The sequence below is a fragment of the Streptomyces sp. 2-1 genome (genome assembly GCF_048564895.1).
GTDB lineage: Bacteria > Actinomycetota > Actinomycetes > Streptomycetales > Streptomycetaceae > Streptomyces > Streptomyces phaeochromogenes.
The window spans coordinates 3,878,233-3,892,702 of the sequence record NZ_CP183383.1 but is presented as its reverse complement, the minus strand read 5'-3'; the positions used below and the strand labels follow the sequence as shown (position 1 = coordinate 3,892,702).

The following is a 14,470-nucleotide window of genomic DNA, read 5'->3' as shown; positions in this document are numbered from 1 at the left end:
AATGGGGCGCGAGCAACCACATGTGGCCCGCACTCGACGTCATCGCCTGTCGCCGCCCACTACAGCGACGTGCCCCCGTCGATCACCAGGTCCGTGCCGACTACGGACGCGGCGGCGTCGGATGCCAGGTAGAGAACGGCCTCGGCCACCTCCTCCGTCGAGGAGACGCGGCCGAGCGGTGACTCCTCCTTCATTCGCGCGGCACGGTCGGCCTCGGTCTCGCCGGGCCGCAGGGACATGGTGGTCGCGGAGGCACCGGGGCTCACGGCGTTGATACGGATGCCGTCGGCGACGTGGTCGAGCGCGGCACCGGCGGTGAGCGCGGACACGGCGGCCTTGGAGGCCGCGTACGCGGTGGTGTTGGGCCACTGCTTGTGCGCGCCCAGGTTGGAGGAGACGTTGACGATCGCGCCGCCGCCCGGCTGGGTCCGCATCTGCCGGACCTCTGCCTGAAGGGCGAGAAGTACACCGGTGACGTTGATGTCGAGCAGGGTCCGCCAGTCCTCCTCGGGGAGGTCGGCGACGGGCTGTCCGCCCCGGAAGACGCCCGCGTTGTTCACGGCTATGTCGAGAGAGCCGAACCGGTCGACGGCCGTGCGGACGAGTGCCTCCACGTCCGCCGGGCGTGCCACGTCGGTGACCTGCGCGACCGCCGTGCCACCGGCCCGTTCGGCGAGGTCGACGGTCTCGTCGAGCGACGCCCGGGTACGGCCCGCCACGACGACGGAGGCCCCCTCCGCGGCGAACGCGAGCGCGACGGCCCGCCCGATCCCGGTTCCGCCCCCGGTGACGAGGACGGTGCGGTGCGAGAAGCGGGTGCGGTTCATAACTAACTCCCTTTCAGACATGGTGAGTTGAGGAACGTGTCGGGCATGGTGAGTTGAGGAACGCGGAAGTGAGGATCAGGCGAGCCGCAGGGCCAGGGCCGCGGTGCCGAAGAGGGCCGCGGTCACCGCGAGGCTCGCCGTGTCGCCGCCCACGCCGAGCACCAGGGCGAAGACGACGGTCGGCCCGGTCTCCATCGCCGTGTTGTGCACCCCGCCCGCGAGCCCGGTCCGTTCCGCCGGCACCCGGTCGGTGGCCAGCACGGCTGCCCCGGCGAAGGAGGCGGCGACCCCGGCGGCCAGCAGGACGAAGCCGGGGAGAAGCCCGTACGCGTACGGGACTGTCCCGTTCATTCCGAGGAGCGCGAGGAGTACGAGGCCAACGGCGCCGACGGCCAGCCCGGTACCGGTGACGACGGGCGCCCCGTACCGGCCGATGAGCCGCCCCGCCACCCGGCCCGACGCGAGGAGCGCCACGGCGAACGGCACGAACGCGGCCGACGTCCGCAGCGCCGACCAGCCGCGTTCGTCCTGAAGGTGGAGCGAGAACAGCACGAAGACGGTGGCGGTCCCGGCCGCGGTCAGCGCGGTGGCGGCGAGCCCGAGCGCGCGCCGCCGGTCGAGCAGGAAGCGCGGCGGCAGCAATGGATCGGGCGCCCGCCGCTCGACCCCGACGAACATGGCCAGCAGTACGACTCCGGCGACCAGCGGCGCCAGCACCCGGCCCGACGTCCAGGACCAGGCGTCCGTAAGCACGAGTCCATAACTGGCGGAGGCCAGCCCGGCCGTGGCCAAGAGCGCGCCGGGCAGGTCGAGACGGGGGCGGCGGGCCGGGTGCTCGGGCCTGCCCGTCCCGGAGTGGGACCCGGTCGCCGCGGGCAGCACCCGGGGGGCCAGTGCGAGCGCCGCCACCGTCACGGTGAGCGGTACGGCGAAGGCCCAACGCCAGGACAGGAGTGCGGAGATGACGCCGGAGAGCAGATTGCCCGCCGTGGCGCCGAGGACGGACAGACCGCCCCAGGTGGCCATCGCCCCGCCGTACGCGGCGGGGGAGGGGAACACCGTCCGCAGTACCGCCATCGCGGCCGGCGCGATCAGGGCAGCGCCCACACCCTGGGTGAGCCGGGCCGCGAGCAGAGTGCCGTACCCGGGAGCGAGCGGGGCGGCGGCCGACGCGAGTCCGAACACCAACAGCCCTGCGGTGAGAGTCCGTTGACCGCCGTACCGGTCGGCGAGCCGTCCCCCGAACAGCAACAGCCCGGCGAACGTCAGCCCGTACGCCGCACTGAGCAGGATCAACTCCTCGCGCCGCACCCCGAATTCCACCCCGATCCCCGGCAACGGCACGGCCACGGCGGCCAATGTGAATATCAGGGTGACCTGCACACCACCGAGCAACGCGAACGCAGCCCGGCTGGAGCCAGGAGGCGCCATTGTCACGGTCACAAGTTCCCCCTAATTAGACCGATCGTTTCAATATGAGGGCAGCCAAAACGCGCCCCTCAAAGGGTGCGGGGAACTGCGCAATCTTTTAGAGGCGCGAGGAACGGCGCGACAAGCCCCCACGGCCCAGCAGGCGACAGCGGACCAGGACGCGCCGAATCAATCCAACAAGGTCAGAGCCTGCTCAGCCGCATCCCGAACCCGCCCGGGCTCCGCCGACGCCTTGCCCACCACGCGAAGCCCCTGCATCAGCACCAGCAACATGCGGGCCAACGCCCGAGGATCCCGGTCCTCCGCGAGCTCCCCCTGTGCCTGCGCCCGCACGAGCGCCGAGTGCATCAGCGTCTCGACGTGGTCCCAGCTGTGCTCCACGAGACGGGCTGCCGCCGTGTCGTGGGGCGCGAGCTCGGCCGCCGTGTTGGTGACGAAGCAGCCCGCCCGCCGGCGGGCATCGTCCGTCGCCTCGGCGGCGAACCGCCGCACCGTTGCCCGCACGGCGGGCAACGCGGCCCCCGCCTGCGACAACTCGTGCAGCATCAGCGCATCGCGCGACTCCCCGTACCGGTCCAGCGCCTTCAGGTACAGGTCGTGCTTGTTGCCGAAGGTCGCGTAGATGCTGGCGCGCCCGACGCCGAGATGCTCGACGAGGTCCGCCATCGACGTCGCCTCGTAGCCGCGCCGCCAGAACAGCTCGAGGGCCGACTGCAGCGCGGCGTCCGGATCGAACTCCTTGGTCCTGGCCACGTACCGCAGCCTAGGCCTTTCTGAAACGATCGGTCAAGATGAACTCGGTGTGGGCCGAACGGAATCCGGTGCCACGGCGGCCTATCGCGCCCGCACCTCGTACGTCGCCACCCTCACCGTCTCGTCGTCCAGGCACTGGCCCGACTCCAGGTCGAAGCGCTGCTTGAGGAGGGGTGAGGCGACGAACGGGCGGCCCTGGTGGGTGCCCGTGAGGCCGCGGGAGAGGACGGCCGCGCCGGAGAACGGGTCGCGGTTGTCGATCGCGTACATACGGCCCGTGCGGTCCAGGAAGAGCGCGACCTGGTGGCCGTCCGGGAGCAGTGCCGCCACCCCGCGGCCGGGCATCAGTACGGCCAGGTCGCAGACCGTGAACCAGCCGTCCGTCAGCTGGAGTTGGACCGTGTTCGCCGTGTTCGCCGTGGTCGTTGCCGTGGTCGCGGTTGTCGTCGTGGTCGTCTCGGAGGCCAGGGTCATCGCTGGGCGCTTCCTTCCAGGGGACGCGTGCCGATGGTCAGCAGCGGCAGGTCGGGCTTGATCTGGTCGCGCTCGGGGACGAAGCCGACGACCGGGTCGGGGGTGTCCGGGGCGTTCACGAAGGAGACGAAGCGGGAGAGCTTCTCCGGGTCGTTGATGGTCTCGGCCCACTCGTCGCGGTAGGCCGCGACGTGCGCCGTCATCAGGGACTCCAGCTCCTCGCAGATGCCGAGCGAGTCCTCCACGACCACCTCGCGGATGTGGTCGAGGCCGCCGGGGATCCGCTCCAGCCAGGTCGAGGTGCGCTCCAGCCGGTCCGCCGTGCGGATGTAGAACATCAGGAATCGGTCGATCAGGCGGATCAGTTCGGCGTCGGAGAGGTCCTGGGCGAGGAGGTCGGCGTGGCGCGGGGTCGCGCCGCCGTTGCCGCCGACGTACAGGTTCCAGCCGTTGGCGGTGGCGATGATGCCGAAGTCCTTCGACTGGGCCTCCGCGCACTCGCGGGCGCAACCGGAGACCGCCGACTTGAGCTTGTGCGGGGACCTCAGGCCCCGGTAGCGCAGCTCCAGGTCGATCGCCATGCGCACCGAGTCCTGTACGCCGTAGCGGCACCAGGTCTGCCCCACGCAGGACTTGACCGTCCGCAGCGACTTTCCGTACGCGTGCCCGGACTCGAAGCCCGCGTCCACCAACCGGGCCCAGATCAGCGGGAGTTGCTCGACACGTGCGCCGAACATGTCGATCCGCTGACCGCCCGTGATCTTCGTGTAGAGGCCGAAGTCCCGGGCCACCTCGCCGATCACGATGAGCTTCTCGGGGGTGATCTCGCCGCCGGGGATGCGCGGCACGATCGAGTACGAGCCGTTCTTCTGGAGGTTGGCGAGGAAGTGGTCGTTGGTGTCCTGGAGCGAGGCCTGCTCGCCGTCCAGGACATAGCCGTTGGCGCCGATCGTGGGCGCCAGCGAGGCGATGATCGAGCCGACCGCGGGCTTGCAGACCTCGCAGCCGTCGCCGTCCCGGGCGCCCTCCCGCCCGTACCGGTCCAGGAGTTGGCGGTAGGAGGTGATGCGCAGGGCGAGGACGATCTCGTACAGCTCCTCGCGGGTCTGGGCGAAGCAGCCGCACAGCCCCTTGTCGACCTCGACGCCGCTCGCCTCCAGCTCGGAGGTGACCAGCTGGCCGAGGACCTTGACGCAACTGCCGCAGCCCGTACCGGCCTTGGTGCACTTCTTCACCTCGGGCACGGTCGTGCACTCGTGGTCGGTGACCGCGCCGCGGATCGCGCCCTTGGTGACGTTGTGGCAGGAGCAGATGATCGCCTCGTCCGGCAGCGCGGACGGGCCGAGCTGGACGGACGCGCCGGCGCCGGCCGGGAGGACCAGCTGCTCCGGGGAGACCGGCGGGACCGAGCCGGTGAACGCGCGCAGCGTCCCGTACGCCTCCGCGTCGCCGACCAGAATGCCGCCGAGCAGCTCGCCGTTCCGGCCGATGACCAGCTTCTTGTACGTGCCGGAGCGGGAGTCCGAGTAGACGACGTCGAGGCAGTCCTCGGCCGTGCCGTGCGCGTCGCCGAAGGACGCCACGTCCACGCCGAGCAGCTTGAGCTTGGTGGACAGGTCGGCGCCCGTGAACGACAACTGCTCGCCCTCGTCGGCGGCGATCGCCGAGGCGGCCGTCTCCGCCTGCTCGTAGCCGGGCGCGACCAGCCCGTACACCCGGCCGTCGGCCGCGAGCGCGCACTCGCCGATCGCGTACACATGCGGGTCGTTGACGGTCCGGCACTGCTCGTCGACCGTGATGCCGCCGCGCTCGCCGACCGTCAGACCGCAGTCGCGGGCGAGCTGGTCGCGGGGGCGGACACCGGCCGAGAAGACCACCAGGTCGGTGGCGAGTTCGGAGCCGTCGGACAGCTTCATGCCGGTCACGGCGCCCGAGGCGTCCGTGACGATCTCCTGCGTGCCCACACCGGTGTGGACGCTCAGGCCCATGTCCTCGATGGTGCGCAGCAGCGCCGCGCCACCGCCGTCGTCGACCTGCACCGGCATCAGGCGCGGCGCGAACTCCACGATGTGGGAGGTGAGTCCGAGCCCCTTGAGCGCACCGGCCGCCTCCAGTCCGAGCAGCCCGCCGCCGACCACGGCACCGGTCGTCGCCCGCTCCTTCGCGTACTCCTCGATCGCGAGCAGGTCCTCGATCGTGCGGTAGACGAAGCAGCCCTCGGCGTCCTTGTTCGGGACCGGCGGCACGAAGGGGTACGAGCCGGTGGCCAGGACGAGCGTGTCGTATTCAACTTCCAGGCCGGAGCGGGCCGTTACCCGCTTCGCGTCCCGGTCGACCGTCTCCGCCGGGTCACCGATGTGCAGCTCGATCCCGTGGTCCTTGATGAACTCCATGTCCGTCATGGACAGTTCCTCGGGCGTGGTCCCCGAGAAGTACGAGGTCAGCTGCACGCGGTCGTACGCGGGGCGTGGCTCCTCGCACAGCACGACCACGCGGTGCGTCGCGGTCAGGCCGCGCTCGGCGAGCGCTTCGAGGAAGCGCTGGCCGACCATGCCGTGGCCGACGAGCACGATCGTGGGGGTGCCCCCCAGGGTGGCGGTCATTCAGGAGCCTCCATCGTTGGTGAGCAGGTGGAGCGGGGGCCGCCGTCGGAGGGCAGCGGCTCTGCGCCCTCCCGGGCGCGGGCGAGCGCGCCGACGGTGCCGATCTCGCCGACGAGCACCACCCCGCCGACCGAGCGGTCGTGGCGGACGGTGGTGCGCAGCTCGTCGTCGACGATGACGCCCTTGTCGTACGGGGTGTGCTCCTCGTCGCCGGCGGGCACGGCAAAGACGCCGAGCTCTCCGAGCCTGCGGGCGAGCCGTACGCCCGCGAGGCCGGCGCCGGTCACCACCACACGCGTATTCGAGGTCATGCGTCGCAGCGTGCGGTGCCGGTGTTACCCGGTCGCATCCCCTCTGTTTCCCACGGGGAACGCTGCCCTCAGCGGGGCCGGGGCGCGGATGTGAGGGTTCTCGGCAGGCAGGGAGGGGGCGCGGTGAGGTCGCCCCCAACAGGGTCGAGGTGCGGTTGTCCCCAACAGGGCCGAGGTGCGGTTGTCCCCACCCCCGGGGGTCGTGCGAGCACCATCGATCGCTGGCCCGGGGCAGGGAAGTCTTGAGGTGCCGGGCCGTCCGGGAGATGCCCGACCGTAGGTCCTTGTGAAGCCCGACCCTAGGTTGACCTGATGCCCGACCGTAGGTTGGCGACATGCGCAGACTGAGCGCCGCGCTCGTGCTCGACGTCCTGAGGCGGCCGATCGCCGCCTTCACGCCGAAGGCCCTCGCCGTACTCCTCTACGCGCTGATCGCGCTCCCGCTCGCCCTCGTCGGCTTCGTGCTCACGCTCGTGGGGCTGGTCGTCGGCGGAGCCCTGTCCGTGACCACGCTGGGGCTGTGGGTGCTGGCGCTGACCGTGCGGGGCGCGCTCGCGCTCGGTACGGCCCAACGGGCCCTGACACGACGGCTGTTGGGCCTGGAGATCGAGGAGCCGCCGACGCCTCCCGCGCGGGGCGTACTCGGCAGACGGCGGGCCCTGCTCCTCGGCCGGGCCGGCTGGCGGGCCGTCGGCTGCGCGCTGGCCACACCCGTCACGGCCGTCCTCGGATACGTGGCGGTCCTGGGCGCGTACGCCTACGGGGCCCAGACCGCCCTGCACCCGCTCCTCAAGCGCTGGAACCACCACACCGTGCGCGACGGCGACTCCGTACGGCACGTGTCGCTCGAAGTCCTCGGCGTCCAACTCGACTCCTGGCCACGGTGGTTGATCCCGATGACGGCCGGGCTCGTCCTCCTCGCCGCCGCCCCCTGGCTGCTGCGGCACGCCCTCGCCCCGCACCGCGCGCTGCTCACCGCCACGCTCGGCCCGAGCGACGCGGAGCGCCGCATCCGCACGCTGGAGGAGACGCGCGCCCAGGCCGTGGACGACGCCGCGGCGACGCTGCGCCGCATCGAGCGCGACCTGCACGACGGCACACAGGCCCGGCTCGTCGGACTCGCGATGCATCTCACGATGATCAGGGAACTGGTCGGAGCGGACGCCGACCGCGAACGCCTCCTCGCCGTCGTCGACACCGCGCAGGGCAACGCCAAGCAGGCCATCGCCGACCTGCGCCACCTCGTCAAGGGCATCCACCCTCCCGTACTTGACCAGGGCCTGGACACGGCCCTCGCCACCCTCGCGGCCGACAGCGCCCTGCCCGTCGAGGTCGTCACGGACATCGGGGTCCGCCCCGCGCCCGCCGTCGAGTCCATCGCCTACTTCTGCGCCGCCGAACTCCTCGCCAACGCGGCGAAACACAGTGGAGCGGCCGGCGCCACGGTGATGGTGACTGCCCGCGCCGGGCTGCTGCGGCTCACCGTCCACGACGCCGGACGCGGCGGCGCGGCGATCGGCGCGGGCTCCGGGCTCACCGGCCTGCTGACCCGCGTACGGACCGTCGACGGCACGCTCACCTGCGACAGCCCGCCGGGAGGGCCTACGGTGGTCACGGTCGAGCTGCCGTACTGAGCTGCGTCGTCAAACTGCCTAACTGATCACGGGGGTCAGATGCGCGTCGTCATCGCCGAGGACTCCGCCCTGCTGCGCGACGGGCTTGCCCAGCTCCTCCAGCTGCGGGGCGTCGACGTCGCCGCGGCCGTCGGGGACGCCGACGCGCTGCTCGCCGCCGTGGCCGAGCACCGCCCGGACGCCGCCGTCGTCGACATCCGGCTGCCGCCGACCCAGACCGACGAGGGCCTGCGGGCCGCCGTACGCCTGCGCGCGGACCACCCAGGCACCGGAGTGCTGATCTTCTCCCAGTACGTCGAGACGAAGTACGCCGAACAGCTCCTCGGGACCAACCCGGGCGGCGTCGGCTATCTGCTCAAGGAACGGGTCGTCGACATCGGGGAGTTCGTGGACGCGCTGGAACGGGTCGCCGCCGGCGGCACCGCCCTCGACCCGGAGGTCGTCGCCCAGCTCTTCGGCGCGAGCCGCCGCACCAACGCCCTGGACGCCCTCACGCCCCGCGAACGCGAGGTGCTCGCGCTGATGGCCGAGGGCCGCACGAACCACGCCGTCGCCACGTCCTTCGGCGTCTCTGAACGGGCCGTCGAGAAGCACATCGCCAACATCTTCACCAAGCTCGGCCTGCTGCCCTCCGACACGGGGAACCGGCGGGTGCTGGCGGTCCTGCGCTACTTGGAGACGGCGGGCTGAGGGCCTGGAGACGGCGGGCGAGGGCGCTCGGAATCGGCGAGCCGAGCGCCCCCGCCCACCGCCCCCGAACCTCTGAAGATCCTCAAGGTTCACAGGATTCATGGACGGCACATCTACCTCGTCCATAGTGTCGCGATCATGCCCGACATATCGCTGACCATGGTCGTTGTCCTGTGCCTGACCGCTCTCGCGGCGGGCTGGATCGACGCGGTGGTGGGCGGCGGCGGGCTCCTGCTGCTCCCCGTACTGCTCCTCGGGCTGCCGAACTCGGGCTCGGCCGCCCAGTACGCGCTCGGCACCAACAAGGCCGTGGCGATCGTCGGCACCACGGGCGCGGCGGTGACCTACGCGCGCAAGGCACCCGTGGACGTCGGCACGGCCGTACGGATCGGTCTCGCGGCGCTCGCCGGCTCCTCGGCCGGTGCGCTCGTCGCCGCCGGGATGAGCACCGACGTGCTGAAGCCGGTGGTCATGGTCGTCCTGCTCGGCGTCGGCGCCTTCGTGATCCTGAAGCCCGCCTTCGGCACCGCCCCCTCGACCGCGCCGGTCTCCCCGCGCCGGGTCCTCGCCGCGATCGGCCTCGCGGGCCTCGGCATCGGCTTCTACGACGGACTCGTCGGCCCCGGCACGGGAACGTTCCTCGTGCTCGCCCTGACCGCGCTGCTGCACCTCGACCTGGTGACCGCCTCCGCCACCGCGAAGATCGTGAATTGCTGCACGAACGCGGGAGCGCTGGCGATGTTCGCCTGGCAGGGCACGGTGTACTGGCAGCTGGCCGCCCTGATGGCGGTCTTCAACCTCGTCGGCGGGATGGTCGGGGCGCACACCGCGCTCAAGAAGGGCAGCGGGTTCGTCCGGATCGTGCTGCTGACGGTGGTCTTCGCGCTGGTGGCGAACCTGGCCTACCAGCAGTGGCTGGCATAGCGGCCGACGTGGCGGCGGTCCCGGCCGGCTTCTACCGGCTGCCCGTCAGATGGGCGAAGACGACCACGTTGCCCTGGTAGCCCGTCGCCTCCGAATAGCCACCGCCGCAGGTGATGACCCGCAGCTCCGGGCGCCCCGCGGCCCCGTACACCTTCTCGTCCGGGAAGTCGCGGGCGTCGTACACCTCGACCGCGTCGACCGAGAAGAGGGCGACCCTGCCGTCGCGGCGCTCGACCTCGATGGTGCTGTCCTTCTCCAGGGCGCCCAGGCTGTAGAAGACGGCGGGCCCCTCGGCGTTGTCGACATGGCCGGCGACGATCGCGGTGCCCGTCTCGCCCGGCGCGGTACCGGCCTCGTACCAGCCGGCGAGGTTCGCCCGGTCGGCCGGCGGCACGTCGAGGCTGCCCTGCGGGGTGAGGCCGAGGCCCAGGAGCGGGGCGTCCACCTGGATCGAGGGGATACGGACGCGTTCGGGCGGGGCGGGCGGCAGCGCGGCGGCGGCGGGCCGGTCCACATGAGCGCCCGCGCGCCCCTGCGCGGCCGAGGGCTGCGGCGGGGCATGTGTCTCGGCCCCACTGCGCAGCAGCCAGGCACCGGAGAGGAGGGCGACGAGGGTGACGGCGACCATCGACATGGTGGCGAACCGGTGCACGTACGTCTCCTCTCCTGGGGGCGGCTGGGGTTCCCGGCGTCTCCGTACCCCTGGTCGTCCGGGGTGTCCGGGTCGTCCGGTCCCGCGTCCCCCTCCGGGCCGCGAGGGGCGTCGGGCCCGGAGGGGGAGGGGACGGCGGTACCGGCGGACGGACAGCGGAGGGTGTCCGTCAGATCCCGTCGCCTCTCGCCCGGCGATGCAGGAGCCAGGTACCGCCCGCGGCGGCGACGGCCAGGGCCGCCACTCCCGCCGCGGTCTGCACGGGGTCGGGGCCCAGTGCGCCGCCGACCCCCGTCTTCACGCTTCCTCTCGGGTGGACCTGCTGCCCGCTCTCCTCGGTGGAGGTGAGCGTGACCACCAGGTCGCCGGTCATCCGCTTGCCGCTCGAACAGCGCGCGACGATCTCGTACGTGCCGGGCTGGGCGGACGGCGGCACCCGGAACAGCCCGACCGCGTCGCCCTCGTGCACGCTGGGCAGCAGCGTGAAGGCCCCCGCGCCGACGGCACCGGCGTCACCCGACACCGCGTCCGTCGCACCGCACGCCGCCGTGTTCACCGTGACCTCGGCGCCGGGCGCGACCGTGGCCGGGTACAGCTCGATGGACCCCGTTCCGCCGCCGTACGCGGGGGCGGCGGCGAGGGCCACCGCGGCGACGGCGAGCGCGGTACCGGTCAGCGGACGGGCTGTGCGCATCGTTGCTTGCTCCTCCGAGAGGGCACGACCCGCGGCACCCCCATGTGCCGCTGCGTCGGTCACGCCCCTGCCCTACCGAGGAAAGTGGCAGTCGGGGACGTACGCCTCCTGATGAGACGTCAGAAACGATGTGAACGGGTGTCAGGTGGAGGTTCCGGGCGGGCCGTCCGGGGATGTTTCGGCAGGTCATCGGCGTGTCGCCACCACATCCGCAAAAAGAACCCGAACGGAACGGGCGGAGCGTGTGAACGGGTGACCGGCCCTCCCGGAGGACCACCCGACCGGCCGACTTGACCTGAAGTTTGGTTGAGGTATGAGGCTGGGCGCATGAACTCCACCACAGAGGTTCCAGTCCCCATGCCGGCCTCCCTCCCTGGGGCCGTCCCCCACCCCGAGCCCCTCAGGATCGCGGTGATCGTCGGGAGCAACCGGGAGGGCCGTTTCGGTCCGGTCGTCGCGGAGTGGCTGCTGGACCGGATCCGGGACCGGGCCGACCTCGCGGTGGACGTCGTCGACACCGCCGACGTGCACCTGCCGACGGCCCTCTCCCACTCCCCGTCCGCCGAGGTGGCCGCCGAGCTGGGCAAGGTCACCCCGCACCTGGCCGCCGCCGACGCCTTCGTCGTCCTCACCCCCGAGTACAACCACTCCTTCCCCGCGTCCCTCAAGACCCTCATCGACTGGCACTTCCACGAGTGGCGCGCCAAGCCCGTCGCCTTCGTCTCCTACGGCGGCCTCTCGGGGGGCCTGCGCGCCGTCGAACAGCTCCGCCAGGTCTTCGCCGAACTCCACGCCGTCACCGTCCGCGACACGGTGTCCTTCCACAACGCGGGCGCCTCCTTCGACGACCAGGGCCGCCACAAGGACCCCTCGGCCCCGGACACGGCGGCCAAGGTGATGCTGGACCAGCTGGCGTGGTGGGGGCTGGCGCTGCGGGAGGCGAAGTCGGTTCGCCCGTACGGGGGTTGACCGGAACCGAGTCTCAGCCCGCGGCTCGGCCCACGGCTTCGTACTCGGCCAGCGCCTCCGCCACCGCCCGGTGCGCCACGGTGGCGAGTACGGGATTGGTGACCCGGTAGTGGTGCTCCGCCGCCAGGCCGAAGCACAGGGCCCAGCCGCGACCCCGGGCCCAGGTCGCGTCGTCGACGTCGGCCGCCTCGCGGAACAGGCCGCGGGTCTCCGGCGTGAAGACGGCCCAGGCGGCGAGTACGTCGGCCGCCGGGTCGCCGACGCCGAGACCGCCGAAGTCGATGACCGCGCCGAGGCGGCCTTGGTGGGCGAGCAGATTGCCCGGCAGGAGGTCGCCGTGGAGCCAGACCGGGTCGCCGTCCCACTGGGGGAGCCGCAGGGCCTCGTCCCAGGCGGCGGTCGCGAGGTCCGCGTCCAGCGTGCCGGCCGCGCCCAGGTCGCGGATCGCGCCACGTACGTCGTCCTCACCGTCGTCGGTGAGGCGCCCGCCACGCCAGGACGGCGGCCCGCCGGTGGCGTCGACCTTCCGCAGCGCCGCGACGAACCGGCCCAACTCGACGGCGGCGTCGGCGAGTTCGGCGCGCCCGGTGAGGGGCGCGTCGAAGATGTTGTCGCCGTCCAGCCAGCGGAACACACCCCACGGCAGCGCGTACCCCTCGCCGGGCGCCCCCTTGGCGAGCGGTACCGGCACGGCCAGCGGGAGGTGCGGCGCCAGCCGCGGCAGCCACCGCTGCTCCTTGTCCACCTGCCGGGCCCCACCGGGCAGCCGCGGCAGCCGTACGACCATGTCGTCGCCCAGCCGGTACATGGCGTTGTCGGTCCCGGCCGAGCGGACCTCCCGGACGGGCAGCCCCGCCCACTCGGGGAACTGCTCCGACACCAGCCGGCCGACGAGCGCAGCGTCGATGTCGAGTTCGTCGGCGTGCATCTTCGTCTTCGGCGGCATGGATCTCCGTAGGCCAGGTGTGGCCAGTCGTAGTCGGCTGTGATCAGTCGTGGGTCAGTCGTTGAGAGATGGTGGGTTCAGGAGGTGAACAGATCGCGGCCGGCGCCGATCCGGTGGATCTCCTCCCACGGATACGGGGTTCGCCTGCTCTCGTCCTGGAGCGTGCGGCTGAAGTCCGCGAACACCGCGGCCAGCGGCGCGTATCGGGTCACGATCGCCGCGGCGGCATCGGGGAGTTCGGCGGGGTGGGCGCCTTGGGCGCAGGCTCGGATCATCTCCTCGCGCTCGTCCCTCCCGTACTCGTACACGGCGGTGATCAGCCATTTCACCAGGTACGTGATCGTGTAGCAGCGGTCATAGGTCCGGTGCCGTTCGAAGAAGCGGGTGTGTTCCGGGGAGAGGCCGAAACCGGAGGACAGGGCCAGGCCGTAGTCGGCGAAGTACAGGCGCCGGCCGTCGGTCAGGATGTTCTCGAAGTGGGCGTCGAAGTGGATGAGCCCGCGCGAGCTCATGAAGGACGTGCCCGCGTGCAGGGCCTCGTCCACCCAGGAGCACGCCCGGTCCGCCGACTGGCCGCCCTCCTCCATCCGTTCGCCGAGCCATTGGTGGAGGGTCCCCGGGACGTACTCCAGGAAGAGGGTGAGGCTCGCCGAGGCCTCCCGGAGCCCTTCGAGCCGCCGGCGCACTTCCGGGCTGCCGTCCCAGAACGCGACGACCTGCTCGACGTCGGCCAGCTCCTCGGGGAGAGCCGATGCATCACCCGAGTCGCCTGAGTTGCCCGAGCCGCTCTCGTAGTCCGGCAGTACGCGCCAGTGGTACGTCAGCGGAAAGCCCTGGAAGTCGTTCGCGAGCACCCAGTTCGTGGTCATCTCGTGCACGGCCAGTTCCTGCCAGGCTCCGAAGCCGGGCCCGCCGATGCCGTAGTGACAGATGGCGGGCAGCCCGTAGACGTTCGCGGTTGACCGGACGTTCCCCGGCAGCGTGTCGGCTGCGGTCAGGGGCACGCGCTTGACGAAGACCTGGGTGCCGTCGACCTCCAGAAGCGCCGACCGCCCACCGATGCCGGAACCGAGCGGGTCCGCTCCGCGCACGAGGGCGTTGAGTTCGTCGTCGTCGTACTTGGCCAGGGCGGCGGAGACGGAGCTGTACGTGGCCAGGCGCGCACCGTTCGACCTGCTGGACCTGCTGGATGCGTCACCGCGGTACCGGGATTCGGGCATTGGTTCAGAGTTCCACAGGGGCGTGGCCGGGGACACCGGAAATCGCCACTGGACGATCTCGGGACCTGGACGGCTCTATCTTGCTTGGGCAAAGGGCGGAGGGGCCGGTCGCGTCGGCCCAACAGGGCCGCACGGGCAAGGAGTTGAATGAATGGGCGCTGGATGCGCGGCTGGAACGACGCCAAGCACCGGTTGGGGTTCCGCGTCTTCGGCGTGGCCATCGGCGCCCCGCGCGTCGCGGAGGCCGACTCGGTCCTGGACGCCCTGTGCGACAACCTCCGCGCCGTCGAGGACCTCACCGACGTCCACGCCGCCGCCGACCTCTTCCGCGTGATCTGACCG

The 14,470-nt window shown here is 71.8% G+C and carries 13 protein-coding genes and 2 pseudogenes; 5 read left to right on the top strand and 10 right to left on the bottom strand.

Features of this window, described 5'->3' with window-relative positions; translation table 11 throughout:
• Positions 1–59 precede the first annotated feature (59 nt).
• The 6 genes and pseudogenes from ACN20J_RS17185 to ACN20J_RS17160 all read right to left on the bottom strand — a co-directional run.
• A complete protein-coding gene (locus tag ACN20J_RS17185; protein WP_419666244.1) occupies positions 60–827 on the bottom strand; it encodes an SDR family NAD(P)-dependent oxidoreductase in 768 nt (255 codons plus the stop codon).
• Between the two features lie 75 nt (positions 828–902).
• Positions 903–2,258, bottom strand: a complete 1,356-nt coding sequence (locus ACN20J_RS17180) for an MFS transporter (RefSeq protein ID WP_419668896.1) — start codon at positions 2,256–2,258, stop codon at positions 903–905.
• 168 nt (positions 2,259–2,426) lie between these two features.
• The gene (locus ACN20J_RS17175; RefSeq protein WP_190227982.1) at positions 2,427–3,011 is read right to left on the bottom strand and encodes a TetR/AcrR family transcriptional regulator; all 585 of its coding nucleotides are present in this window, start codon (positions 3,009–3,011) and stop codon (positions 2,427–2,429) included.
• An 81-nt stretch (positions 3,012–3,092) separates the two neighbouring features.
• Positions 3,093–3,485: a nitrite reductase small subunit NirD gene (gene nirD / locus ACN20J_RS17170; RefSeq protein WP_419666243.1), complete on the bottom strand. Its 393-nt coding sequence runs from the start codon at positions 3,483–3,485 to the stop codon at positions 3,093–3,095.
• Entirely contained in the window at positions 3,482–6,088 is a 2,607-nt protein-coding gene (gene nirB / locus ACN20J_RS17165) for a nitrite reductase large subunit NirB (protein ID WP_361896418.1), read from the bottom strand. The genes nirD and nirB overlap by 4 nt, the downstream gene beginning before the upstream one ends.
• A pseudogene (locus ACN20J_RS17160) lies at positions 6,089–6,372 on the bottom strand (NAD(P)/FAD-dependent oxidoreductase); the annotation flags it as partial.
• Positions 6,373–6,734: 362 nt separating this feature from the next.
• Between ACN20J_RS17160 and ACN20J_RS17155 the strand changes: the two are divergent.
• The 3 genes from ACN20J_RS17155 (at position 6,735) to ACN20J_RS17145 (ending at position 9,647) form a co-directional block, all read left to right on the top strand.
• Positions 6,735–8,033: a sensor histidine kinase gene (locus tag ACN20J_RS17155; RefSeq protein WP_419666242.1), complete on the top strand. Its 1,299-nt coding sequence runs from the start codon at positions 6,735–6,737 to the stop codon at positions 8,031–8,033.
• 39 nt (positions 8,034–8,072) lie between these two features.
• Positions 8,073–8,723: a response regulator transcription factor gene (locus ACN20J_RS17150; RefSeq protein WP_361896424.1), complete on the top strand. Its 651-nt coding sequence runs from the start codon at positions 8,073–8,075 to the stop codon at positions 8,721–8,723.
• Between the two features lie 138 nt (positions 8,724–8,861).
• Positions 8,862–9,647, top strand: coding sequence for a sulfite exporter TauE/SafE family protein (locus tag ACN20J_RS17145; RefSeq protein ID WP_189837973.1), 786 nt, complete (start codon positions 8,862–8,864; stop codon positions 9,645–9,647).
• A gap of 31 nt (positions 9,648–9,678) precedes the next feature.
• Here the strand turns inward: ACN20J_RS17145 and ACN20J_RS17140 are convergent, their stop codons facing one another.
• Complete coding sequence (locus ACN20J_RS17140) at positions 9,679–10,281, bottom strand: class F sortase (RefSeq protein ID WP_190228269.1); 603 nt, start codon at positions 10,279–10,281, stop codon at positions 9,679–9,681.
• 187 nt (positions 10,282–10,468) lie between these two features.
• The gene (locus ACN20J_RS17135) at positions 10,469–10,993 is read right to left on the bottom strand and encodes a hypothetical protein (RefSeq protein ID WP_189837974.1); all 525 of its coding nucleotides are present in this window, start codon (positions 10,991–10,993) and stop codon (positions 10,469–10,471) included.
• 357 nt (positions 10,994–11,350) lie between these two features.
• Here ACN20J_RS17135 and ACN20J_RS17130 point away from each other — a divergent pair, with 357 nt between their 5' ends.
• Positions 11,351–11,962 carry an NADPH-dependent FMN reductase gene (locus tag ACN20J_RS17130; protein WP_419668895.1) on the top strand — a complete coding sequence of 204 codons (612 nt, stop codon included), beginning with the start codon at positions 11,351–11,353 and terminating at the stop codon, positions 11,960–11,962.
• Positions 11,963–11,975: 13 nt separating this feature from the next.
• Here the strand turns inward: ACN20J_RS17130 and ACN20J_RS17125 are convergent, their stop codons facing one another.
• The gene (locus tag ACN20J_RS17125; protein WP_419666241.1) at positions 11,976–12,908 is read right to left on the bottom strand and encodes an aminoglycoside phosphotransferase family protein; all 933 of its coding nucleotides are present in this window, start codon (positions 12,906–12,908) and stop codon (positions 11,976–11,978) included.
• Positions 12,909–12,985: 77 nt separating this feature from the next.
• Complete coding sequence (locus ACN20J_RS17120; protein WP_419666240.1) at positions 12,986–14,128, bottom strand: protein kinase family protein; 1,143 nt, start codon at positions 14,126–14,128, stop codon at positions 12,986–12,988.
• A 159-nt stretch (positions 14,129–14,287) separates the two neighbouring features.
• Between ACN20J_RS17120 and ACN20J_RS17115 the strand changes: the two are divergent.
• Positions 14,288–14,467: pseudogene (locus tag ACN20J_RS17115) on the top strand (hypothetical protein); the annotation flags it as partial.
• Between the last annotated feature and the right edge of the window lie 3 nt (positions 14,468–14,470).